General features: G+C 37.5%; 15 protein-coding genes and 1 tRNA gene. 2 read left to right on the forward strand and 14 right to left on the reverse strand.

The features are described 5' to 3' along the window. Positions 1-123: 123 nt before the first annotated feature. Positions 124-1,260, reverse strand: coding sequence for a ScyD/ScyE family protein (locus B154_RS0125695; protein WP_018617230.1), 1,137 nt, complete (start codon positions 1,258-1,260; stop codon positions 124-126). A gap of 1,084 nt (positions 1,261-2,344) precedes the next feature. On the opposite strand from B154_RS0125695, the gene B154_RS0125700 reads away from it, so the two are divergent. Next, positions 2,345-2,575 (forward strand): hypothetical protein, encoded by a 231-nt coding sequence (locus B154_RS0125700; RefSeq protein WP_018617231.1) that lies wholly within the window; start codon positions 2,345-2,347, stop codon positions 2,573-2,575. 209 nt (positions 2,576-2,784) lie between these two features. On the opposite strand, the gene B154_RS0125705 is transcribed toward B154_RS0125700, so the two are convergent. From B154_RS0125705 to B154_RS0125725, 5 genes are all read right to left on the reverse strand, one after another. Continuing rightward, complete coding sequence (locus B154_RS0125705; protein WP_018617232.1) at positions 2,785-2,967, reverse strand: hypothetical protein; 183 nt, start codon at positions 2,965-2,967, stop codon at positions 2,785-2,787. 87 nt (positions 2,968-3,054) lie between these two features. Continuing rightward, positions 3,055-4,905: a sialate O-acetylesterase gene (locus B154_RS0125710; protein WP_018617233.1), complete on the reverse strand. Its 1,851-nt coding sequence runs from the start codon at positions 4,903-4,905 to the stop codon at positions 3,055-3,057. 664 nt (positions 4,906-5,569) lie between these two features. Continuing rightward, on the reverse strand, positions 5,570-6,394 hold the full coding sequence (locus B154_RS33530) for a hypothetical protein (RefSeq protein ID WP_018617234.1): 825 nt from the start codon (positions 6,392-6,394) through the stop codon (positions 5,570-5,572). 147 nt (positions 6,395-6,541) lie between these two features. Continuing rightward, positions 6,542-7,303, reverse strand: coding sequence for a ThuA domain-containing protein (locus B154_RS0125720; protein WP_018617235.1), 762 nt, complete (start codon positions 7,301-7,303; stop codon positions 6,542-6,544). A gap of 263 nt (positions 7,304-7,566) precedes the next feature. After that, positions 7,567-9,009, reverse strand: coding sequence for a TolB family protein (locus tag B154_RS0125725; RefSeq protein ID WP_245542656.1), 1,443 nt, complete (start codon positions 9,007-9,009; stop codon positions 7,567-7,569). 394 nt (positions 9,010-9,403) lie between these two features. On the opposite strand from B154_RS0125725, the gene B154_RS0125730 reads away from it, so the two are divergent. After that, positions 9,404-12,313 carry a ligand-binding sensor domain-containing protein gene (locus B154_RS0125730; RefSeq protein ID WP_018617237.1) on the forward strand — a complete coding sequence of 970 codons (2,910 nt, stop codon included), beginning with the start codon at positions 9,404-9,406 and terminating at the stop codon, positions 12,311-12,313. 442 nt (positions 12,314-12,755) lie between these two features. Here B154_RS0125730 and B154_RS0125735 read toward each other — a convergent pair whose 3' ends face one another. The 8 genes from B154_RS0125735 to B154_RS0125780 form a co-directional block, all read right to left on the reverse strand. Further along, complete coding sequence (locus tag B154_RS0125735; protein ID WP_018617238.1) at positions 12,756-13,883, reverse strand: redoxin family protein; 1,128 nt, start codon at positions 13,881-13,883, stop codon at positions 12,756-12,758. 84 nt (positions 13,884-13,967) lie between these two features. Next, positions 13,968-15,806, reverse strand: a complete 1,839-nt coding sequence (locus B154_RS0125740) for a RagB/SusD family nutrient uptake outer membrane protein (RefSeq protein ID WP_018617239.1) — start codon at positions 15,804-15,806, stop codon at positions 13,968-13,970. A 33-nt stretch (positions 15,807-15,839) separates the two neighbouring features. Further along, a complete protein-coding gene (locus B154_RS0125745; RefSeq protein ID WP_018617240.1) occupies positions 15,840-19,037 on the reverse strand; it encodes a SusC/RagA family TonB-linked outer membrane protein in 3,198 nt (1,065 codons plus the stop codon). A 448-nt stretch (positions 19,038-19,485) separates the two neighbouring features. Continuing rightward, positions 19,486-21,033, reverse strand: coding sequence for a TolB family protein (locus B154_RS0125750; protein ID WP_018617241.1), 1,548 nt, complete (start codon positions 21,031-21,033; stop codon positions 19,486-19,488). A 995-nt stretch (positions 21,034-22,028) separates the two neighbouring features. Next, positions 22,029-23,279, reverse strand: a complete 1,251-nt coding sequence (locus B154_RS29795; protein ID WP_033412695.1) for a site-specific integrase — start codon at positions 23,277-23,279, stop codon at positions 22,029-22,031. 250 nt (positions 23,280-23,529) lie between these two features. After that, positions 23,530-23,616, reverse strand: a tRNA-Ser gene (locus B154_RS0125770). A gap of 32 nt (positions 23,617-23,648) precedes the next feature. After that, on the reverse strand, positions 23,649-24,416 hold the full coding sequence (locus B154_RS0125775; protein ID WP_018617245.1) for a TatD family hydrolase: 768 nt from the start codon (positions 24,414-24,416) through the stop codon (positions 23,649-23,651). Positions 24,417-24,730: 314 nt separating this feature from the next. Then, entirely contained in the window at positions 24,731-25,429 is a 699-nt protein-coding gene (locus tag B154_RS0125780) for a polysaccharide deacetylase family protein (RefSeq protein ID WP_018617246.1), read from the reverse strand. Between the last annotated feature and the right edge of the window lie 3 nt (positions 25,430-25,432).

Below are 25,432 nucleotides of genomic sequence, written 5' to 3' on the forward strand. Positions count from 1 at the left end.
TCCCAAAAACAGGGAGCATTTTTATTCTTATATATATTCAAGAAATAATAGCTAAAAAATTTGCTAAACTATCTTTGAATGAAAGAGATGTAGAAATTTCAAAAAGTTCAAATTTCGCTCCTTCTATTTTAATCCATCTAATTTGAAATTTGTATCACACAAACAATTTCTTAAACTAATTTGCAAGATTTCTCCTCCGCCGATAGCAATTGGTCCAAAACCAATATTAGATACATATAATTTGTCATCGGGGCCAATGGTTAAACCAGTAGGCAGGGAAAGTGATGAAGTAATTATTTCTTTTGCACCGGAAGGATTTAAACGTACGATACTACCTGCTCCGGGAGTTGGAAATTGATTGCCTGTAGTATTTTGAAGTACATATAACCTGTCTTGTTTGTCAAAAGCGATTCCAAGTATTGTGGTAAAGCCGGTCGCCCAAACACTTATATTTCCCGATGGTGTAATCTTATAAATACTTGAACTGCCATCTTTAATTGGAAATGGATGGAGATTGCCTACATAAAAATTGCCTTTGTGATATGTGACAACAGTAGGAACAATATGTCCCTGGCTGGCAGATATATCTATAATGCGGCTAATATTTCCATCCGGTGTAATTTTATCTAACTCACCATGATTTGCTTCTATAGCATAAAAATTTCCTTCCACATTAATCATGCTATACCAATCTCCGTCTGGTTCGAAATCATCAGCCTCCGGATGTTTTACGGGATGATCCTGTATAAACTTACTAAGATTTGCTATCGAGGTCAATTTTCCATTGGCATTCACCCTAACAATCCCATTTGGTATTTTTGGTACTCCATGAGAACATCCGGCTCCTGTTATAAGTGCATAAAGGGAATTGTCTATAAAAGCTACATCTCCAACCCCACTGATGTCACCGAGGTTATTGATACTTGACGGGAATTGATCAGATAGCGTTTTGCGCTCTCCATTTGAATTGATCCAGGAAATACGACCTCCTGTTGTACTTCCCTTATAAGGGCCAACAGGAGCGGGAACTTGCATGCATTGTTTGCCAGAGGAAGATGTACCTCCAATGCCTCCCTCTGCTACATAAAGATTTCCATCAGGCCCAAATTTCAAACCCCTTGGATTGTTTAGTCCTGTCGCGAACAATTTCACGGTTGCTAAAGGAGCATTACTGTCGCATTCAAGTTGTTTGTGACATGATGTTAATAGCAGAGCTGTGGCAGTTATTACTGCAAAATGCCACGTAATTTTTGTCTTCATAATAACCTCCTATTTTAATTGAATGAATAGATTAGTTAAATGATACCCTTTCAGTAACCCATAAATATTCTATGTAAATAAAGAGAAGAGAAATCAGGCGGTGTAGTATAGGCTTTTTCAACAACAGAATTTTGAAAGCAAATAACTACAGAAACTTTTTGTGACCTTTAGTTAATGCAGCTGTCAGAATTCTTGTTTTTCAGAAGATATAGTGTCAGAAGGTTAGCACTAATTTAAATACTTATTGTAGGCATTTCACATCTTTCTTCCCTATCGTACAATCAATTAAAATGAATTGGTTGTATACTTCTTCGCAGTAAAACAGCTTTACATTATACGCCTTTATTAAACTTATAAACCAGAGAATAGCAAAAAGAAATTAGACAAGAAAATTACAATCGATTTTTAAAAAATGCAATAGAGCTATAATAATTGTGAATAAAAAAATCCTGATTCAAATCCGTCCTGAGGACCGGAAAAAGAAAAGTCCTTCAAATTATGAAGGACCTAAAAACGTTTTTCGAAGTTGCGGAGACGGCGAGAATTGCATTTACCGTCTTACTGGCTTGACGCAAAGCTTCTTACACTTTAATAATTTTTACAGGTCACTAATAAGTCCCCTGCAAAATCAATCATTTACACGCTAACTTTAAACGAACTGTTTGCAAAATCGAAATTAGTAAATTTTAGACTAGAAACAGCTTCAATAAAATAGCAAAAGATGATGCAGTTTTATTTTAGAGTGTTGATAACCTTTGCCAAAAGTTTACTTGGGACTAGTATATTATGGGACATCAGGAGTGACGGCTGCACCAGCTACTAGTACCAATTTTCCTGTGGCAAGGAACTTCACACTTTAATGGTGAACTAAGACTGTAAAAGAACTTTTTTGAAAAATTAGACGCCGAGATTTCATTTGTCCGAAGTATCATAACAAATTGTCTTTACTTATCTCCAATTGAAGCAATTTCCCATCTTGTCTACACATTTTACTGTGATGCCTACTCCTACTGCAAAAAAGCTTTCATTACTGAATACATTCGTATGCATTTGATTTAAGTCACATTTAAAAAACATTCAGTTCATGAAAAGAAAGTGGAGGCTATCTCTCGAAGAAAAGATAACAATAGCTTGTTTAATTGTTGCTGCTGCCGGAGTTGTGCTTCAGATTATTTCAGGACATCCTTACCCTGAAATTCCACCGGTATTTTTCATTCTGCTGATTCCGGCAGGCTTGATTTCTTTTGCCCCGTGGCGATCGACCTATCAGCGCCGTTGCGGCAGGTATTTTTTTATCAGCCGGACTTTTTCTTAGCGGTGCGTCTCGTCGGCTGACTGACTTAAAAAATCCTGGAGACTCAACTGTTAGAAAGACTTTCCTTTAAGTGATTTTTATAAAGAGAATATTGCTCGTTTATTGAATCCCCCTGGACGTCTGAAGTAAGGATTACAGACATGTAATCCTTACTTATTTTTACTCAGCTTTAAGGAATACAATACAAGCTTCTCAAATTAAAGCAGCGATTAAAGTAAATACTGAATTGGTGAATTTGTATTGGGATAGTAATCCAGCAAAATGAAGCAAATTGGGGGCATTGAAAACGGCTTCGCCGTGGTTGTATGAATAGCTTTTTCCTTTCTAAGGGTCTCCATCATCACTTTATCTTCGCTTAATGCAGCGTTTCCTGCCTTTATAAAGGCTAGCATGATCGTTGTTTAGTTGTAGCAGAAGCTGAAAATATAGGACGCCTAATTTTAGCTTTACCTTTTCAATTTCATCAGTTTTCTAAAATATTATCTACCAATTTTGAAAGGCTCCGCGGGCAAACCATATTGATTATATAAATTACAAACAGGATTATCTGCCCAGGCATACCTTACGGCTTCAGGGTTTGCAACTTCAGGACTAGACACTATTACTACATTGCCTTTTATAGTTCCCTTTGCCCCATGAAATACATGATCTTCTCCGGCAATTGAAAAGCCTCTTACTAAAGTATCTCCTTGGGTCGTTAATCCGCCTGCTGCATTTGTAAATTGAATTTCTATCGTTTTACCTGTAATGCCATGTGAGCGGTATTTTGGTCCGGCGTATACAACTTTCTCCCCGTATATTTTGGCTCTTGCAATCAAAGCCAACCTCTCACCAACCTCCTGTTTCTTTTTTGGGTGTATATCCTTTGCTTCACCCAGGTCTATCGCTACAGCCATTGCAGTGTTTGTCAATTTCAGGGCCCAGGTTTGTGCCTCTCGTAGTTCCGCCCACGATGATTCCTTTGGCAAACTGTCAATTGCATTGTAATTAGCCAATTGAACAAAATAAAAAGGAAAGTTTTCCTGGTTCCAATGTTTTCTCCAATCAGTAATAAGCATCGGAAACAAAGTTTTGTATTGTAAAGCCCGTCCGACGTTATATTCACCCTGGTACCAAATTACACCACGAATACCATAAGGTATGATGGGATTTATCATGGCATTATATAAAACAGTGGGTCTGTTGGGTTCATCGGGAGCATCAGGGGGCAACAGTGAAGAGTTAGTATAACCGATTTTATAGTACCATTCGCCTGCCAGCGAGATGCTGGCTCCTGACTCTGAGGTAATAGAAAACCTCTCCCTTTCACCATATACGCTTGCATACTTCCTATACACAATCAGGCGAATAGTTAGAAAATTTTCTCCTTTTTTAACAAGTTTCGACGGGACATAATACAGACGTTGGCCAGCTAGTTTTGATCTTCCGACTTCTTGCCCATTAAAATATGTGATATCCTCATCGCCCATTGATCCTATGTTAATTTTCAACCCTTTGTTTTCTTTTTCTCCAACAATTATCTTTTTCCTAAACCAAACCACCCCATAGAATTCGGGAAGTCCCGCCTCGTCGAAGTAGGCTGGAAGAGTCATAGTGTGCCACGAAGAAACATCAATATTATTATCTGCCCAAACAGGTCGGTGCTGTTGATATCCCGAATCACGTGAGTCTACCTCAGGTAACCACTGGTGCAATTTCGAGTTGTATTGCTGCATCAAATCCCTCTGCGGATGCATTTCTATTTCGTGTACCCCGGCTGCAAATTCCGGTATCGCTTTTAAGGAACTTCCGCTAACCCAGGCCTCTGCAACTGTTCCTCCATAGGTAGCTTGAATCAAACCAATTGGAACGTGATGACGGGTATAGATGTTTTTTGCAAAAAAATATGCTGCTGCAGAAAACCGCGAAACAGTTGCAGGAGAACATTTCTGCCATTTTTCTTTGTCGTAAAGTTCCGGTTCTTCTTCCGGAGTATTTGAAGCGCTTTTTTTAAGGTGCATCAGCCTAATAGCTGGGAAATTGGCAGTAGCAATTTCCTTTTGATAGTTATTAATTTTACCCCAATCGCCGATTGGCATTTCCATGTTTGACTGACCTGAACACACCCATACTTCACCTACCATAACATTGTCTAAAGCAATTGAGTCGCTTCCATTTATAAACAGCATTGTGTAGGGTCCTCCGATTTTTTGCACAGGAAGTTTAACCAGCCATTTCCCGGTAGTATCTGCTTTTGTAACGATAGTTTTGCAATTTAGCCGAATAGTAACTTTTGACATTGCAGGAGCAACTCCCCATACAGGTACTTTAATACCTTGCTGTAATACCATGTTCTCACTAAACATAGAAGATAGCCGAAAGGCCGTTTGCCTTTCCGCATGTAAATAATGTGGCAAGCAAAAACAAAGAAAAAAGAATAATTTTTTAAAAACCATAGAGACGACTTTCAAAGTTTAAACTTATTGAAAATATTGGATTGCATAAACACTTAAAGGCAAAACAAAAACAGAAGAAGAAAATAAACGGCTTCCTTTCTGGCAGATGGGTTTTGAACATTGAATTGGCCAATTTAAAACTAAATCTTTTTTGAAGCTAGCTTCTGGAGTAGCACTTAAAATGATGAAAGCAACAATACAGGTCAAACAGTTAAGCTCGATATATCATTACTGATACGAAATATGTCCTCTAAAACGAGCTTGTAGAAACAATGTAGCATCAAGGCAATTATTAAAATTGTAGTGATTATGAGTGGGAGATGATTTTGATTTATTTGTCAGAATTTAGCTTCCTGCATCAACGTTTTAAAACATGTTAGCCATTGAAGTACTGAAGATATCTCTGTTGCCATCTGGTAGAGCACCACAGTCATCAGCATTACCTAATAAAGTACAGGCAAAAGAACACGCTTTATTCTACTCACGTTAACAATTATTCATTCAATGAATATAAATTAATCATTTTATTCAAAGCTAGGCACGGCGCCATTATAGCACCTTACCTGACCTTTCCGGCTGCATTCTTAAGAATTACGTTAGAAAGTATACCAGTATTCACTTCAGTTGGTGAATGTGAGCAGAAGCCGATACCAACATAAAATGGCTCCTTAATATGTAGTTGAATTGGCTCGCCTAATTGGTGCATTGGTTCTCCGGCCATGCTTACGAAAATCGCATAGGCATCACCACGTTTTTCTATACCGATGCGACGAGCGGCCTTCTCATTAATACGCATTTCCTTCAGGCTTTGGTTCTTCTCGGGTCGCCAGGCAAGATGCATGAGGCCAGCTCCATGAAGGGCTACCATGGCTTCTTTGGAATCATCATCAAGGCTCTGGCGAATGATAACTACCGCCTTCCGGTCGGCATAGCCTGTGGTATCAGGAAAGGTAACGTCAGCAGCGAGTGATACATCGCCAGACATTTTCTTCCAGAGATAACGAAATTCATCACGGGTATACCAGATATTATAACCGGCAGAGTTAATAGTGTATTGTTTGGTAGCAGGGTTGTAACTTGATGAACCAGGTACCAGTGCAGCCCCCACATCGCTCTGGCCTTCAAATATGCCTATAGGCATATTATCTGTCCGGGCAGGTCGGTGAAAGTCTAACGGGGGCGGTACTTGCTTATGTGTAGCAGAACCAGGCAGAGCCCAATCAGGAACTACAACTTTTGATGATGCTGTTTGTGCAGATGTATCATATGATTTTATACACAATAACAAGGCAGTAAGAAAAAGAGTGAAGACATTAGTTATGGAACCTGCGTGTCTATAAAAATGATTATTCTGTTTGTTTTTTGGCTTTAAAAGTATTTTCATCTTACGCTATATTTATTTATGAAACAAAAAATATGATTAGAAGAGGCAATTTTCACTTTGATAAATTTTGGCGAAAATTATTATTTAAGTAAAAATGTGAACAAAATTGGTTTGTTGCGTCCTTACAATATGGCTGATTTTTGAGTATTATTTTTTACCGGTGGCTGCCCATAAAATACCGGCATAAAGATGATTCAAAAATGCATCGTTACTGAAAATAGAGGGTATATGACCAAGTGCGGTATAAAAAGACCGACCTCCATCGTAATTATGATACCACGACACAGGATGAACTTTACCCATGCCCTCCCCTTTTTTTGCACCCCAATCCACTTTTGCATTATAAGTTGTTTCATCTACTGCGAGGATATTTTTTAGGTCGTTGGTTTTTGCATCGCTGAATTCATACCATTCATCTGTCCATAATCTTCCATGTTCGAAACCCTGTAAACCTGGGAAAGTGGAATCAAGAACCTGGAGCTTAGCCGTTTGAACGGCAGGATGTATCTTGAACATTCGCCCGACGAGTTTGGTGTACCACTCCCAATCATATTCTGTATCTGATGCGCTATGAATGCCTACAAAGCCTTTTCCCGATTGGATAAACTTCTCCATCGCTTTTTGCTGCTCAGGTTTAAAAATATCGCCAGTTGTATTTAAAAATATTATTACCTGGAATTGTTCTAAAAATTTATCATTAAAACTATTGGGGTCTTCAAACAAAACGGCATCAAAAAAATTGCGGGCAGCTAATTCCTTAATAGCTATAACACCTGAATGCAGTGATTCGTGATGCCAGCCGTTTGTAGTTGTCACTATCAATGCCTTGAATTGCTTTTGCGCTGTACCTGATAAATACATACAGGCCTGAGCCACAAGAAGTAGAATAAAAAATTTAAAACCTTTCATTAATGATTATTATAATTTATTAGGAATGAGTATGAATTATATCGCTTCGATTAAAAGATTCCAAGAAACTTTTTTGCGTTGTAAATGTTTTTAAGGTCTTTTTCAAATAAAGTATATGGATTATTATAAAACTTTATAAAATCCGGTACACTTACCTGGCCGGGAAAAGGAGCATAAAAATGTGTGGGGCTTTTTATATCATTTCGCCAAACCAGTCCATTATTTTACTCTTTTCATTAGAATTAATTGCTTCACTGGAGTTATTATTTAATTATATCGGTATTACTTATAAAAGCAATCCTTTTACTGTCAGGCGACCAGGAAGGCGTATTAATAGTACCCTGGCCACCATATACGTAAGCTATTACTTTGGGCTCTCCGCCAGTTATTGGCATTAGTCTTAAATATACGTGTTTATAGAATGGGTGATCATCCGGCCTTACTTCGGTTGGAAGAAAAGATATAAAAACAATCCACTTTCCATCTGGCGATACATGCGGGAACCAGTTGTCTAAACTGTCTTTGGTTACTTGTTCCTGCTCGCTTCCATCTGCTTTCATTCGCCAGACTTGCATTAAGCCTGAACGTACAGAGTTGAAATAAATATATTTTCCGTCAGGTGTGTATTCCGGTCCATCATCAAGCCCTGGCGAAGTAGTTAATCGAACTTCTTTTCCTCCTTTTGAAGGAACCCTGTAAATATCAAACTCTTTATTACGCTGACCTGTAAACACGAGATTCTGTCCGTCCGGTGACCATCCATGGGTGTACGAAGGACCTATAGGAGTAATTTGTTTGGGTACACCTCCGGTGATAGGTACGGTATAAACAATAGAACCCCCTAAGCTTTGAACACCGCTGCTCAAACCCAGCATTTTACCATCAAAAGAAATAACATGGTCATTGTTATTGTTTTTTACATCACCTGTGTTTAATACTTGAGGTGTACGGTTGGCCAGGTCGAATGTGTAAATCGAGCCCTCGCTGTTATAAATTAAGTTTTTACCATCGGGCGTCCAGTTGGGAGCCTGGATAGAATTTGGCACTGAATAAATAATCTCCCTGTTACCAGAAGCAACGTCCAACAGTTCCAGATTACTGCCTAAGTACTGCTTATAAGGCACTAAAGTCGCAGGCGCAGGAACGGAAATACGTACATTGCTAAACACGCCTGTTTCCAGTACATCAGCATTATGTGAGCCCACAAACAAACCTGCATACACTTCATCACCCAGCTCAAGGCCGGATATGGAATCGACTGTAAACAGTTGCCCATAAGCAGCAGTTCGCATAATATAGGTATTACCTTTTCTTTCAAGCTGAAGAATATTTGCTTTTGTTATTTTCATTTTATGCTCTTCTGTCTGGGCACCTGCTGCTCTTCTAAACTGGAGGGAGGTAAGGCCATCACCATGTTCAACCGCATTTACATGTGGCGAATTTCCATCAAGGCTTTTACGAATCATCCAGCCGACCTTACGATGATAATCCACCCAATTGCCAAGGAATTCAGCTCTTGTATAGAGGATAAAGTCACCTTTCAGCTTTTTCCATACAAACTGAAACTCGTCGTGGTCTGCCCACACATTAGCGCCTGCTCCAGAAATAACGTACTGCTGTGTTTGTGGGATGTAAGTGGCCGAACCTGGCTTCACATTACTTCCTACGTCTCCGTGACCGTCAAAAATTCCGACTTTTTGTGACATGACCGAGGCAGAAAAAATAAACAGGCAAGAAAGGGTTAAGAAAGCTCGAAAATTGTTTTTTATCATTTTATAATTGTATGAATTGGATAAATAAAACCTCCAGCAGGTAAAGAAAGGTTGTGAAAAAACAGACCAGGAAGAAGTAAGTTTCAATAGCATAATTTAATTAGACTGAGTTAAAATAATAGTTATAACGTCAAGGGCGGACTGGCAAAATGCAGTCCCGGTAAAACTATACCTGAAAGTTTTATTCTTTTAAAATAGTTACTACATCAATACTACATCAGCAGGAAAAAAAAGAAAAAATGAATTAAAAGTCACATCCCTAACTACATCAATTGCCGACTTGATATATAATTGAAAGATGTACTTTCGTATTCAAATTATTCTAATAATGAAGTTGTGCTTGCTATTGTTGTTTTTATCAGGTTCCGCTATTGACTCCTTTTGTCAAAATACAATCGGAATACCTGATATTATCAATTATTCGACAGGCACTTATAATGCAGGAACCCAGAACTGGGACGTAGTACAAGATGACAATAATTATATTTATTGTGCAAATAACGAAGGGCTTTTAAGATTTGACGGAATTAGCTGGAAACTTTATCAACTTCCTAATAAGAGTATTTTACGTTCTATTGTAATAGGTAAAGACAAAAGAATATACGCAGGAGGACAAAATGAAATAGGCTACTTCTCTCCCGACAGAAATGGAAGGTTGGCTTTTACATCTTTAAAAAATTTACTATTACCCAATGATTATTCATTTTCTGATGTTTGGGACGTGGTTTCAGTCGGTAATGACATTTTTTTTAAAACAAAGGACAGAATTTTTCAATATAATCATAAGACCATAAAAATTTACAAGACTGATTCCGAATGGAGATTTTTAGGCTTACATAATAATAAATTAATCGCAGAAAATTTAAAAGCAGGCTTCTTACAGTTTAAGAATGGTAAATGGGTTTCATTTTTAAGAGAGAGCCAGCTTCCTCCAGATTATTTAGTAACTTCCATAATTCCCTTTGGAAGAGACAGTTCATTAATTACGACTCTAAAATCCGGACTTTATATATTATGTAGCGATAAGGTTTCTAAATTTAAATTTGCGGCTACAAATTCTTTTGGCAATGATCTTATTTTAAGTGCCATTCCGCTTACTGACGATTGGTTTGCTATAGGTACTAATTTAAAAGGTTGCTATATTGTCAATAAGAAAGGAGAAATTATTCAAAACCTTTCCCGGAAAGAAGGTGTGCAAAACAACACAGTTGTAAGTATGTTTCTTGACAAAAGAAACAATTTGTGGTTAGGGCTTGATAACGGTATAGATTTCATAGGGTATGGCAATACTATTAAGCACATTTATCCTGAAAAACTAAATGAAGGAGTAGGTTATACCTCCCTTATATACAAAAAACAACTTTACATAGGTACGTCCAACGGTCTTTATCAGGTACCTGTTTCAGAAATCAATGATCAAAGCTTTATAAATAAGTCTTTTGCTTTAGTGCCTAACACAGTAGGTTCTGTATGGAACTTGTCGGTAGTGAATGACAACTTATTGATGGGCCATCATGACGGCTCTTTTTTAATAAAAAATGGCACTGCTTTTCCGATTAATAGCCAAACAGGTTACTGGAATTTTTCACCTTTAAGTAAGGACTCCTCTTCTTTAATAATTGCTGGAAACTATAACGGTGCAGGCCTGCTGACATTTCAAAACAATACTTTTACTTCGTCTGGCAATTTACCGGGTATTAATGCCTCTCTCCGTTCTATAGCAATCGATAATAATAATACAGTTTGGGCAGGAACTTCATTCAAGGGTGTTTATAAAATACAAATGGCGGGAGGGAAAATATCCAATTACAAGCTATATACGGATAAGAACGGCCTGCCATCCTTATCAAGAAACAGGGTATTTAAAGTAAAAAACAAAATTGTTGTTGCGACTCAGCGAGGTGTATATGAGTATAATGAAACTAAAGATGTATTTGAAAAGTCCACCTATTTCAGAAACTACTTCGATGAAAAAGATATCCGATACCTAAAAGAAGATGCGAATGGCAATATATGGTTTATAGAAGGAAAAAATTTAGGCCTTCTTTCATTTTTAGATCCAAAACCTCAAACCATTTATTTTCCTGAATTGAATGGGAAATTAGTAAGTGGATTTGAATATATTTATCCCTATGATCGTTACAATATATTTGTTGGTTCTGAAAAAGGTTTTTTTCATATAAACCTGTTTAATTATCTACAAAACAATAAGGCAATTCCAATTAAAATAACCTTAGTCAAATCAATCGGGTTAAGAGATAGTTTGTTGTTTGAAGGTTATTATGCAAATAAAGATGGTGTTTTAAAACAGTTGAATGAAGTAACTCCGAAAATGGAAAGTAGCTGGAATTCTTTTCATTTTGAATACTCATCTCCCTCTTACGGGCATCAATCAAACGTTGAGTACAGCTACCTTTTAAAAGGATATGACAAAAAATGGTCGGCGTGGTTAAAAAAATCAGAAAAAGATTATACTAATCTGCCTCCAGGCACTTTTACTTTTCAGGTGAAAGCAAGGAATAATTTAGGAAACGAGTCAACAATAAACAGTTATAGCTTTACAATACTTCCTCCATGGTACAAGACAAACGTAGCATATACAATTTACAGTTTGCTGTTCTGTGCTTTATTATATCTCCTATTTCTGTGGCAGAAAAAGATCTTGTTGCGTCAGCAGCAAAAACACGAAGCAGAACAGAAACGCTTGCAATATTTACATCAATTAGAACTTGAAAACTCTGAAAAGGAAATAGTAAAATTAAAAAATGAAAAGCTGAAGGTTGAAATTGAAGGTAAAAATTCAGAACTTGCTTCTGTTGCCATGCGATTAGTACATAAAGGAGACATTTTATCAAAAATAAAGGAGGAACTGGTTCGGATAAGAAAGGCGTCAAATGCAGAAAATGTTTCAGATGACTTTAAAAAGCTTATACGGGCATTGAAAGAAGAAGATAAAATGGACGAAGAATGGGATCAATTTGCAGGCCATTTTGATAATGTTCATAGAGACTTTTTAAAGTTTATCAAAGATGCTTATCCAAATCTAACGCCTAATGAGCTAAAGTTATGTACTTATTTATTTATGAACCTCTCAACAAAAGAAATAGCCCAACTCATGAATATTTCAGTACGAGGAGTAGAAATTAGCCGTTACCGGTTACGAAAAAAACTTCAGATTTCCACCGAAACTAATCTCTATGAATTTCTTTTAGATTTTTCCACTTCCAAATTAAAATAAGGGGTTTAAAAAGATTTAAAATATCTTAACACAACATCTATTCTTTATATACTCGATACTTTTAGTAATGCTTTCAACAGGCTCTCCCGGAGTTTTATCTTGTTATACAAAAAAGTATTTCATCCTTGCTTTCTTTGCCTGTGCAAATATTCTCTTAAAGTGAATTGTACCGTTTCGTACCTCTGTAAACTTCGCTTTACTTATGCAACAAGATCTATTCAATTTTTACCAAATCTTGGTCGGTCTCATTTCACAGGTATATGAAGAAGACAGATTAGCCTCCTAGCTATGCACCTAAAAGCATGGTTATGATAACAAAAAGGAATGCCTATTCTTTACAACTCTCGCGGTTTATTTAGTTGCTCCTCTACATATCTCTGATGGTCTGTTCCTCCACGCTTCACCTGCACAAAAAGAATAGGTTATAAATAAAACAACGGGCTTAATAAAACCTTCCTATGAGATGATTATCTACAATCATTGTTTTCATTTCTGCAGGGTCAATGGTTCCCTGTTTAGCATAAACAATTTTACCTCCCGGCTCTACTAAAACCGTATATGGAAGTGCACCTTGCCACTTAGGATCTATAGCTTCTATTAATTTATATTTATCATCTACACTAAACAAGTAATTGGGACTTGCCGCATGTTGTTTTTGCAGAAATTTCAAAACCTTATCTTTTTTCTCCGGATTGTCTGCACTTATGCTGATAAATTCAAAATCCCTCGCCCTGTACATTCGGTTTATGGTTACGAAAGAAGGAAATTCTGTTACACAAGGTCCGCACCATGTCGCCCAAACGTTTATTAATCGAAGTTTATCAGAGGTATTTTTCAATAAATCTTTTAATCCTGCTTCATCAATTGTATCAAGACTGACTGGTTGTTTTGCCCATTCAGCATCGGCTTTAGCTACCATGTCTTCTTTTTCAGCCCATTTGATAGAGCATCCGAAAACTTTAGTCGTTTTTACGAGCACTTCTTTATTCGCTAACAGAGCTTCAATTGCATTTTTTGCATCAAGATTCTTTGGAGTTCCGGGAGGCTTTTCTACATCGTCTATTCGACCTTGGTAACGAAGTTTTCTTTCTTTGTCAAAAATAAAAATGTGAGGAGTTGCCACCGGGCCATACTCTTTAGACATAGCTTCCGTTTCACCATCAAATAAATAAGGAAAATTAAAATTTTTTCTTTTAGCACGAAGTTTCATTTCCTCAAATGAATCTCCTAAATCAGCATAACCAAGTTCACTCAACTGAACAGATTTTGGATCATTTGGCATAACAGCAATTAACGCCATTCCTTTTTTACTATAATCTTTCGACAATTGTATAATTCTGTCTTCGTAAGCCTGCGCAGTGGGGCAATGATTGCATGTAAAAGCAATTGCTAAAATATTCGAATTTTTAAATGAAGACAAAGAGTACATTTTTCCGTCAATACCTTTTAATTTAAAATCAGGAGCTTGCGCCCCTATTTCTAAAGTTTTATGTTCACCGGCAGCATAAGAAAAAGTGCTTTTAATTGCAAGTATCGAGGTTACAAAAATGAAAAGAAAATATTTATTCATGTGTAAAATATTTCGTCAAACAAGTTAATGAATGTTATAAAAGTAAGGCTCATCAAACCTTACTTTTAACATCATTTGGCGCAATTAATTGTATCCCGGATTTTGTTTCAGATTTACCTTACCTCCCGAATTTTCTATATCTATCTGCTTCTGTGGTATTGCATAATATTCATTCACACCTTTATGAAAAGTTGCATTTGGGTTTGTAGCATAGAAAGACTTCCTCGTTTTTTCTACAGCCTGGTAAGTGTTTAAAACATTTGACATATACCCTGTGCCACTGTCCCAGCGCTGCAAATCAAAGAAACGGTGACCTTCCATAGCAAGCTCCAATCTTCTTTCGAAACGAACTGCTTTTCTGGCGTAATCTTGTCCCTTGGATGAAAACGTACCGGGAGCATATAAGCCAATCTTATAATTGTCAGCCGGCGTCGTTTGAGGAGAATATTTTGAAGTGCTCGCGCTATAGGTTGCATTTTTATACACCCATCCCGTTGGATCTGCGGCCCTGCTTCTTATCTGGTTTACATAATCCTGTGCCTTGTCCGGACTTCCTATTTCTGTTTCACACTCTGCTGCCCATAATATGATATCTGCAAAGCGGATGAAAGTGTAATTATTTGAGTTGATTTGGGTAGCTCCCCAAAAACTTGTCTCGTTAGAAGAGTAAGTACCGAACTGACTTTTGGCATATACATTTTTCCTGGGACTAAAAACCCCATTGGTATTTGGGTCGCGGATCCAATCTTTTGTTACTGGGTCAATACCCCAATCAAGATAAGGAATACCGGGACGGCCCATAGTCAGGTCTATTCTTGGGTCTAAGGTACCAGTATATGGATTGGTATCGTCATTAACAACAGGACCGCTGTTCCAGGTATCAAGGAGAGGCAAACCTGTCGCAGGATCCGTTTTGTATGCATTCGCAAGATTATAAGAAGGATTGTTAAAACCACAGCAACCACCGGGTGCACCTGCTCCGTTAGGAAAGTTCAAAACATCACCATAATTACCGTTTAAAGCAGATCCATCGTTTACGGAAGACTGACAGGCAAAGACAGACTCTGGGCTGTTTTTAGTAGCGGCATTGAAATTATTTTCAAAATTTACCAGAGCATATTTCTGACCGTTGGCGGTAACCCCATTAGCGATGAGCGCCTCTAATAAAGGCTTTGCATCAATATATTTATGTTCGAACATGTATGCTTTGGCGAGAAAAGCCATTGCGCCCCATTTGTTTATCCTTCCTGCCTGTGGTTGAGTTTCGGGCAAACTGTCAGCAGCAGCTTTAAGGTCTGCTTCAATATTTGGCCAGATGTCTACAAAATTACCCGAAGCATCAATATTGGGAGCGTTTAAGTTGTTATTGATATAGGTGATGTTTTCATCCACATAAGGAATATTGTTCCACATTTTCTTTGCATCGAGATGATAAAAACCCCTTAAAAACCTTGCTTCGGCTCTTATATCAATTTTTTCTGCATCTGTAAGATCTGTAGCATTTTTCAAAATGCGTAATACTTCGTTAGAACGCTGGATACCATTATAGAGGGCGGTCCATTTAAGATTCAAAAAATTTGTTGAGGCTGATGAAACGGACCAGCTTTCAATTAAAACTGCTTCAGGCTGATCGCCGGGAACAGAACCTTTGTAAGAGTCGTCCGCAGCCATACTGCCATATACCCAATTTGAACCAGCACTGCCATAATCAAATCCTCCAGAACCGTTCGTTAGTCCCACTTCGCCGTCTAACAAAGAATAAGCTCCTATTAATAAGGTTTGAACACCTGCTTTGTTAGTAATGTTGGTTTCTGACAAAGAGCCTAAAGGTTGTTTGTCTAAAAAGCTTTTCTTACAGCCAAAAGCAATAAATAGGATCAACAGGCAAGCAGGAATATATACTTTATATTGTTTCTTTTTCATAATAAATTTTGATTGAAATAAAGTAACTAATAGTTAAAAACTAAGACTTACACCAAAAGTGTATATTTTTTGGTTATTGGGATAAGAACCTCCATCAATACCAAAGTTTACATTGGAGCCAGGTAGTTCTGGATCGGCTCCTGTGTATTTAGTAATGGTAAATAGATTAGCCACCTGTCCATACAATCTAAATCTATCTATTCCAAGGCTTTTAAGGTGCACTACAGGTATTGTATAACCAAGCGACAGGGTTTTGCATCTTAAAAAAGATCCGTTCTCCATAGCATAAGAATTAAAAGCACCGGTACCATTGCTAAAGTTCCCTGTACGCTCAAGTATGGGCACCTTTGCATTTAGATTTTGGGGGGTCCATGAGTTGTAAACCGCATCTTTACTGATGGCTACATCAAATGATTGGGGGAAATCTGTAGAGAGACGTACTGTATTAAGAACATCATTACCGACAGACGCGTAGAGAAACATAAATAAGTCAAAGTTTTTGTAACTAGCGCTTATGTTCAACCCGGAAGTGAATTTTGGATTTGGATTACCAAAGTGTGTTCTGTCTGCATCAGTAATCTCGCCATCTCCGTTTATGTCTGCATACTTAAAACGACCCGGCGCAGCAGCATCTTGTTTTGGAGATTTAGCCACATCTTCGGCACTTTTAAAAAGACCAAGAACCTTATAACCGTAAAAAGCGCCCAGCGCATATCCCGGTTGCATCCTGGAACGGCCATAATCAATGTATTGAACCCCGGGAGGAAGGCCTACTACTTTATTATTATATGTTGTAAAAGTTCCTGTTATATCAAATCGAAGATCGCGCTTTATGGCCCCATGGTAGGTTACAGCGATATCAACTCCCTTGTTCTGTATATTTCCTGAGTTAACAAAAGGTGCGGTTGCCGGACCACCGATGGCAGGTAAACTTTGTGGAAACAGCAAACCACTAATAGCTTTTTCATACCATTCTGCAGATATATCTATCTTATTTTTAAGTATAGTCAGATCGAGACCAATGTTAGTGATAACGTCTTCCTCCCATGTAGTGTTTGGATTTCCGTACTGGCTGTTATAAATTCCCTGAGCCGGTGCGTTACTTGTTCCACCCACATCATAATAAGACTGAACAGCGGACTGGCTATACAAAGTATAAGCGTTAGTAGGATTAATGTTACTGATAGAACCTAACTTGCCCCAACCGCCACGGATTTTAAGATCGTTTATCCAGGAGACATCCTTAAAAAAATCTTCCCTGGAAATTCTCCATCCTGCCGTCACAGAGGGAAATATACCGAAGCGGTGGGTTGGATCAAATACTGATGCGCCATCTCTGCGTATAGTACCACTTAACAAATATTTGTCATTATAATTATAATCCACTCTTCCGAACAAAGAATAGATGGAACTTTGGTAAGGAGTTTGGATGCCGTTAAGACCTACGATGTTGGAATTGGTCTGGCTACCTGGGCTGCCAAAATTTAGCGTCCACAAATTAGGATCAACAGTGAGGTTGCTTAAATTGGTTATAAAATAGCTACCTCTTGATGCGCCTGCTGCTTTTCCTCCGTTTTCAATAGCTTCCTGTCCTGCCAAAACCGTTATATTGTGTTTTCCTATGATATTTGAATACCTGAGTGTATTGGTCCACGTCCAACTGCTGCTATAGCCATAGTTTTCAATATAACTGTTGGGATTTGTGCTGTTTTCTGCATTTTCATAGGCTGTAAAGACGAAAAAATTCCTGTAAAAATTATCAACAGTTCCCCCAAAAGAGCTTCTTACGGTAAAATGTTTTAAAAAATCCACTTCTGCAAAAAGATTACCCTGTATCTGCCATTCATTTCCCTGGTAATTTTTGGTACGGTCCATTATGGCAACGGGATTAGGTGCATTACCTAAACTTTGAGAGGCACCACCCGCATAGTTTCCCTTTATATCATGTACTGGTATAATACTGGGCATTCTAAAGGCTGCGTTGATAGAATTGGTGCTATTTACTCCTGGAAGACCTGTATAGCTAGGATTTTGTTTATACAAAACATAAGCATTTTCTCCTATCCGGATATGATCTTTAATAGTAAATGTTGTATTAATCCGTGTAGAGTAACGTTTTAAATACGTGTTGATTAAAGTTCCGGGCTGGTCAAAATAATTGAAGGAAAACAGGTAAGTAGCTTTTTCTCCACCACCACTTACTGAAAGATTATGGCTTTGTATATGTGCGGGTTTAAATATTTCATGAAACCAGTCAGTGCCTGTTTTATTAGCCTTGGTAATCTGGTTAGTATAAAGTGCATAAGTTGATGGATCAGTTCCCGGATCTCCTTCCTTTGCGCCTGTAGGCGTAATATAATCAGGAAGAACAGGGGTAGGCCCGCTACCGTATTGCTTGTGGGAAGGCGTGAGGCCAATATTAGTATATGTTTTCCAAATAGCATCAGCAGTTTCTTGTGGATTAGCTATGTGCCAAACGTTGCCGCTTAATGGTTGTTGTGTACCATAATAAGCATCGTAAGTAACAACAGGTTTTCCCGGTCTGCCTCTTTTGGTAGTAATAATTATTACTCCATTAGAACCTCTCACCCCGTAAATTGCGGCAGCTCCGGCATCTTTCAACACTTGCATAGATTGTATGTCATTTACATTTAAATCATGCAAACTGCCGGGAGTTCCATCTATTATTACAAGAGGATCTGAGCTTCCGACACCAGTAATTCCCCTAATTCTTACATTACTATTACCGCCGGGGGCACCCGTATTGATAACAGTTACTCCGGCAGCTTGTCCTTGCAATAATGACTCAGTAGTACCGGAAGGAACAGATTTTAAATTGGAAACATTAACAACAGCAACGGACCCGGTGATATCTTTTTTCCGCTGTGCAGAATATCCTGTTACCACCACTTCATTTAAACTTGAAGAAACACCTGTAAAAGTTATACTTCCAATACTTGTTCGCCCTGATACAGGAATTTCTATTGTTTGAAACCCAACATATGATATGACCAATATATCATTGTTATGGGGAACATTTACGGAAAAACTACCGTCATTTGCCGTTTTAGTGGCTATTTGAGTGCCTTTTACCTGTACGGTTGCGTCTGCGACAGCTTGTTTGTCATTATTAAAAACCTTCCCGGTAACTATTGATTGTGCAAAGAGATGGGAAGAAATCAGAATGCATAAAAAGACAAAGCCCACTCTAATCATCTTGTAAAATTTCATAAAAAAGCAGTCATTTAGATTTAAAAAAAGAGTTTAAGGAAAAATGAAAGGAATAAAAGGCCTTTCTAACTTGTGATTATATCATCAAAACTAACTGTGATTAATCTCTTCAAAACTAAAGGAGATACCCCCTTTCATACCTGTTTTCTACTACTACAACACTACATCACGTATTGTAAAACAGTAAAAAACAGCCATTTCTGTTAATTTTTTTTACATCCGACGCTTTTGCTATTTAGTTACCTGCTCCTTATCAGTCTGATTAATCAGTTCTAAAGATTGATTTTTATCATTCTGCTCATTTGAAAAAAAGGAGACCTACATAAACCCTCCGTAAGAAACAGCGAGTTACTTATTGCAAAACATGCTAGTCGAAAAGAGTTCTACCTATTTATTTGGTATGGACTCTTTATTTGGTTTGGATTTCAGTTTTGTAATCCTTCGAAAATTATTTCTTCTCAGAATTACTTACAAAAGCGATTCTTTTGCTATCCGGAGCCCATGAATTAACGTTAATAGTTCCCTGTCCGCCATAGAGGTAAGCTATTACTCTGGGTGCCCCCCCGGACACAGGCATTAGTCTTAGCATTACCTTTTTATACGACGGATGAGAATTAGGTTCAATATCAGTAGGAAAGGAGATCATAGTCATCCATTTTCCGTCTGGAGAAATGTGCGGAAACCAGCTATGATATTCATCAAAAGTCAGTTGTTCTTTATCAGTACCATTAGCTTTCATTCGCCATATTTGCATAGTACCAGTAGGGTTAGCATTGTAATACACATATTTTCCGTCAGGAGAATATTCTGGTCCGTCTACATGACCTGTTGTATTTGATGTTAAAGCCGTCTCAGCCCTTGTATTTACATCTACTTTGTAAAGATTGTAAACATCACTCCCGTTTCTTTTGCCTACAATTGCCACATCTTTATTGTTAGGAGACCAACCATGCCAATATGAGGGAGTTTGTTCTGTAACCTGTTTGGGTGTACCGCCTGCAAGTGGCAGTACATATACTGTAGAGCCTCCACCAGGTTTGCCTTCTATTTGATGACTGATAGCAAGCATCTTTCCATTGGAAGAAATGCCATGATCATTATTTATATTGTCTGCGAAACCAGTTTTTACTTTTTCAGGAGTTCCACCGTTAATAGGAATTGTGTACAACGAGCCTTCTTCATTAAATAGTAGTCTTTCTCCGTCAGGCATCCAGTTTGGAGCCTCAAATTTTCCTAAAGACTCCCTTATAACCATCCTTTTTCCATCAAATACATTCATGGTTTCCAATCGGCATCCGACCACTCCCTGCAAAGGCGGCAGTTTTATTTGAGGATTAGGATGATAGGTTTCCGGAACGGGCCGATCAATGCGAACATTCCAAATTCTCGCTTCTTCTACTTTATCTGAGTCATGAGAAGAAATGAATAAGCCTACCAATACCGAGTCTTTCGTATACGGCATTTCCTGCGTCGTAACTTCCTGGAGAGGCTCACCCCAGTTCGCTACTCTCATTGTGATACTTTTGCCTTTACGTTCCATCTGAACGGTTCGAAAAACAGTTTTTTTTGCATAAAAAACTTCGTCTTCAGGATCTCGCATATATGCACCCCTGAGAGGTCTCCATTGTAATACAGTAAGGCCATCGCCATGAATTACCCCATTAACGCTTGCCGCCCCTTCATCGGGAGATTCTCTTAGCATCCACCCGATTTTTCTGTGACCATTGCCTTTAGGACTGACAAATTCAAAGTCTGCAGTGAGAAGAAAATCTCCACTGATCTTCTTGTAGAGATATTGAAATTCATCCCTGTTGAACCAAATATTAGAACCTGAGCCTCTCATGGTATAAGTTTGAGTAGCGGCATCATATCTTGACGAACCAGCATTTTTAGGGTGCCCTATATCCTCTGCTTTTTCAAAAATTCCTATACTATTACTTTGAGCGAAGGATACGTTGTAAAAAGCAAATACAAGAAGAAAACATACAAACTTCATATGGCAATAATTATAATTTAAATTAGAGAGGCAATTGTTTGAGGAAAATCATTGTGTATGGGGTCGCCAAAACTAGTTATCCACCTGTAAATTCGATTAACTGCTACTACAACATTTCTACATCATAGCTCTTTTTAAATACATTCTATGTATTGACCGCGACTCTTACTTGCTACAAATTAGTGTGAGGGGTAACAACATAGGCAGTCAAATTTTTCGTAATTTAATGTTGTTGCTTTAGATAGTAACCGAACCATATATGTGGACCTGGTTACGGGGATTGTTTTCATATTCATGATTTTACCCACATCGATCGTAGATACAACCCTGTTTACTTTTAACTGGTTGGTGAGCGCATGTACCTTTACTTCTACAAAAGTGGCTTGTAAAGCTTTTATAATTAGCACGCGCCTCGATAAAGCTTCCGGCACATGCTTTATTTAAACCGTTTTAAAGTTCTCGTTACTGTACTATTTATTGAAGCGGCTTATCAGACAGGAATTGTTGTAGGAAGATGCTACGGTGAAATTATTTTAAAAATTAACGCATCATAATCAATTTTTATATTTCCATTTTTGATAAAAAAAGTAAAAATTCTTGCAGTTTTTTGTGTTAAAGAACAATATCCTAAAAAAACCGTGTCCCCTATTGTAGGGGACGGAAGGGGTAAATTTCTTATAGCCGTTCATCTTTTTCTGAACTAAATTTTTCTGCTTTTTTTTACTTTTTCCATAAAATTTTTGATGCGGAAATTCTTTGTTTTTCTTTTTTTTCACCCGCCGAGTTCCGAGGCTAAAGGGTGCAAGATTTCCCAATTGTATGACAATTGAACATCTTGCCAGTTGCAAATTCTTAGCAACTTCCTTAGTATTTGTCTTTAAAATTTCCACGCATTTTTGTTGAAAAGATTTTTAATAATTCTTCAAGTGAGCCAATGAAAAGAAAATTTATTAAGGGGCCAGAAAGATATTTTCTTTATTCACCTTATGATTTGTTTATAGCATTTTTTTTGGGGTTTCCGACGTCACAGAATTGAATGAAGAGAATTTATCATGTAATATTTTCATGTCATCCCCTACTTTCTTGTCCAGGATTTTTGCATAATGCTGAGTAGTTCGCAGATTAGTATGACCAAGCATTTTACTTACTGATTCGATAGGAACTCCATTGCTCAAGGTTACGGTTGTGGCAAAAGTGTGGCGGGCTATATGAAAAGTAAACTGTTTAGTAATGCCGCAAATGTCTGCAATCTCTTTTAGGTATGCATTCATCTTCTGGTTAGAAGGTACAGGAAGCACTCGGTCCTTTATAACGCACTGAGGATGATCCTTGTATCGCTCTAAAAGCTGTAATGTAAATGGAAGTAGGGGTATTCTTGATGCTGTTTCTGTTTTTTGCCTGCTTGTAAATATCCATTTACCCCCATCAACACCGACATTTATTTCAGAACGTTTTAATTTTTTTACATCTGCATAGGCAAGGCCGGTAAAACAACTAAAGAGAAAAATATCCCTTACCTGGTTTAACCTGTCTGAAACAAATCTTTTTTGAGAGATTTTTTCCAATTCTTCTTCACTTAGATAATCTCTTTTAACCTCTCTTACTTTAGATTTGTAATTGACAAAAGGATCTTTATTTATCCAGCTATTAGCTATACAGATCCTGATAACTTTTTTGAAGTTTTTTATATACTTAACTGCAGAATTATTGCAGCATTTGCGAACAGATCGAAGATAGAACTCGAAAGAAGTTATAAATTCATGGTTGATGTCTTTTACATCGATATCCTTCACGTGAAATTTCCATTTCAGGAATTCCATACAATGTTTTAAAGTGGTTTTGTATCTTGTTAAGGTGGAAGGTGCATATTCTTGCCCTACCAGTGTAGCTACCTGCATGTTATGTTCTTGAAAGATAGCTATCAATGAACGTATTGGTTCTTTTTTACCTAATAGCTTATTTTTAAGAGTTTCGGCAGTGATTACTTTACCTTCCTGTATCAACTGCCTGTGCGCCTCATAGACTTCCTGCTCCATATTTCTGACATAAGTATTGAGTTTTCTTGCTTCTTCAGTATTACCAATAACTTTACCTGCGCCTTGGCTCCATTTTACTGGATCGATAAAATATTTTGCTGATAACTCAATTCGAAGTTCATCGACTGTTACCCGCATATACAGTGGAGCTGTTCCATCTGCAACCATTTTGGATTTTTTGAGATAAAAAAGGACACTAACCCGGTTCATACACTTTTTCTTTTACTGGTTATAAATGTAGTTTGTCAAAAAGTGCAAGACAAGATGTTCAATTATTGAACTACTTGTTTATCAGTTCCTTATAAGGTTTCTGGTGACCTGTAAAAATTTAAAGTGCCAGGTCACCAATAGGTCACCTGAAGTATGCGAAAAAATGAAAGAATTGAAAATGTACTAAAAATAAAAAACGCTATAAATCAATTGTTTATAGCGTTTTGAATGATTTTGAAACTCTTATCGGCGGAGACGGCGAGATTCGAACTCGCGATACAGTTTCCCGTATACACACTTTCCAGGCGTGCTCCTTCAACCACTCGGACACGTCTCCAACTTTAACTTGGCAAAAATAAGATTTGAAAGTTAGTGTCCGAATATTTTTTCTGCATTAGCTGAAGTTATTTCTGCAATGTCCTGCACCGGAACACTTTTTATTTCTGCCAATTTTTCTGCTATATAAGTTAAGTAGCTACTTTCATTGCGCTTCCCTCTAAATGGAACCGGGGTGAGATAAGGTGCATCAGTTTCTAAAACAATATATTCCAAAGGAATGTCTTTTATAGCCTCCCCCAGTTTGGAATTTTTATACGTCAATACCCCACCGATGCCTAGATAAAAACCGAGATTTATAATCTCTTTCGCTGTTTCATTGTTATCGCCAAAGCAATGAAAAATGCCTTTCAGTCCTTTAGCTGCATAAGGCCTTACAGCTTCTATTGTTTCTCTCATCGCGTTTCTCGTGTGAATCACAATAGGCAGGTTATGTTTCAAAGCCATTTCCATTTGCTTGTTAAATGCTTCAAATTGTTCATTTTTAAAAGTGGTGTCCCAATAAAAATCAAGGCCTATCTCCCCTACCGCTACAAACTTTCTTTTAGATAAATAGTCTTCTATTATTTCCAATTCTTGTAAGTAATTTTCTTTTACCGAACAGGGATGAAGGCCCATCATAGGAAAGAATTCCTGCGGGTAAAGCTTTTCCAATTGCAGCATATCATCTATCACTGTGCTGTCAATAGATGGAAGATAAAATTTTGTTACACCTGCACTTCGGGCTCTTTGTAATGCCTTTTCAAAATCTTCTTCAAATTCCGGTGAATAAAAATGTGTGTGCGTATCTATTAATCTCATAAAAATTAATTTTTTTTAACCATTACTTACAGCAGAAATACAAGAACCTGCATCTATCTTTAAAAAGGCAGTAAATAATTTCAAATTTTTTTTCTGTTATTAAAAATAAAGTTTCACGAAGTGCGTTTATATAAATGTCTGCCAATAAAATCACCAGATAAGGGAAAGACAGTATTTAAAAATTAATTCAAAATTTGTTTTCATAGGGTACGGATTAAAAACGGGCTGGGTTTTTTACCCCGGCCCCATTTTTTTTAAAGTTATCTCTTAACCAACAACAAACTTTTTCTTTACCACATTACTGCACTTGCTTGCTATTTGCTGTTATCTCGGCTGTTTATTTTAATCGCTTTCATCGTACAGCCCTTTTCTGCAAAAAATTGCAATGCTTTTGGTAAAGCATATTCAAGGCGCGGAAAAGCTTTTTCACTGTCGTGAAAAACAATTATTGAACCCGGCTTTGTATTAGAAACAACATTTTGAAGACATTTTTGTGGCGACAGATTTACATCAAAGTCTCCGCTTAATACATCCCACATAATTATGTCAAACATTGCTTTTAATTGTTGTGCCTGGAACCTTGTTATTCTTCCGTACGGCGGACGAAAAAGATTACTGTCTATATATTTTCTGGCCAGCATAACGTTTTCAAGATATTTTGAATCACTTGTTTTCCAGCCATTAAGATGATTGTGTGTGTGATTGCCTATCCGATGCCCTTCATCCAAAATTTGCCGGAATATGGCAGGATGCTTCAGCACGTTTTTTCCTATACAAAAAAAAGTTGCCTTAGCATTGTATTTTCGTAAATTATTAAGAACAAATGGAGTTATTGTGGGATGAGGCCCGTCATCAAACGTTAGAAATATTTCATTTTCCTGTACAGAAATTTTCCATCTAAGTGCAGAAGAAAACATTTTTCTTAACAGCCAGGGAGTTTTTACTAAATACATATGCAAAGCAACAAAAAAGCTGAATAATGATATCCCATTATTTTTTTCTTTTGTAATCATTTC

The organism is Segetibacter koreensis DSM 18137, assembly GCF_000374045.1.
Taxonomy (GTDB): domain Bacteria; phylum Bacteroidota; class Bacteroidia; order Chitinophagales; family Chitinophagaceae; genus Segetibacter; species Segetibacter koreensis.

What these genes read in the sequence shown, in the direction of transcription:
- B154_RS0125695 (WP_018617230.1), bottom strand. Translation starts at nt 1,260, where the DNA reads ATGAAGACAAAAATTACGTGGCATTTTGCAGTAATAACTGCCACAGCT.
- B154_RS0125700 (WP_018617231.1), top strand. Translation starts at nt 2,345, where the DNA reads ATGAAAAGAAAGTGGAGGCTATCTCTCGAAGAAAAGATAACAATAGCT.
- B154_RS0125705 (WP_018617232.1), bottom strand. Translation starts at nt 2,967, where the DNA reads ATGCTAGCCTTTATAAAGGCAGGAAACGCTGCATTAAGCGAAGATAAA.
- B154_RS0125710 (WP_018617233.1), bottom strand. Translation starts at nt 4,905, where the DNA reads ATGGTATTACAGCAAGGTATTAAAGTACCTGTATGGGGAGTTGCTCCT.
- B154_RS33530 (WP_018617234.1), bottom strand. Translation starts at nt 6,394, where the DNA reads ATGAAAATACTTTTAAAGCCAAAAAACAAACAGAATAATCATTTTTAT.
- B154_RS0125720 (WP_018617235.1), bottom strand. Translation starts at nt 7,303, where the DNA reads ATGAAAGGTTTTAAATTTTTTATTCTACTTCTTGTGGCTCAGGCCTGT.
- B154_RS0125725 (WP_245542656.1), bottom strand. Translation starts at nt 9,009, where the DNA reads ATGTCACAAAAAGTCGGAATTTTTGACGGTCACGGAGACGTAGGAAGT.
- B154_RS0125730 (WP_018617237.1), top strand. Translation starts at nt 9,404, where the DNA reads ATGAAGTTGTGCTTGCTATTGTTGTTTTTATCAGGTTCCGCTATTGAC.
- B154_RS0125735 (WP_018617238.1), bottom strand. Translation starts at nt 13,883, where the DNA reads ATGAATAAATATTTTCTTTTCATTTTTGTAACCTCGATACTTGCAATT.
- B154_RS0125740 (WP_018617239.1), bottom strand. Translation starts at nt 15,806, where the DNA reads ATGAAAAAGAAACAATATAAAGTATATATTCCTGCTTGCCTGTTGATC.
- B154_RS0125745 (WP_018617240.1), bottom strand. Translation starts at nt 19,037, where the DNA reads ATGAAATTTTACAAGATGATTAGAGTGGGCTTTGTCTTTTTATGCATT.
- B154_RS0125750 (WP_018617241.1), bottom strand. Translation starts at nt 21,033, where the DNA reads ATGAAGTTTGTATGTTTTCTTCTTGTATTTGCTTTTTACAACGTATCC.
- B154_RS29795 (WP_033412695.1), bottom strand. Translation starts at nt 23,279, where the DNA reads ATGAACCGGGTTAGTGTCCTTTTTTATCTCAAAAAATCCAAAATGGTT.
- B154_RS0125775 (WP_018617245.1), bottom strand. Translation starts at nt 24,416, where the DNA reads ATGAGATTAATAGATACGCACACACATTTTTATTCACCGGAATTTGAA.
- B154_RS0125780 (WP_018617246.1), bottom strand. Translation starts at nt 25,429, where the DNA reads ATGATTACAAAAGAAAAAAATAATGGGATATCATTATTCAGCTTTTTT.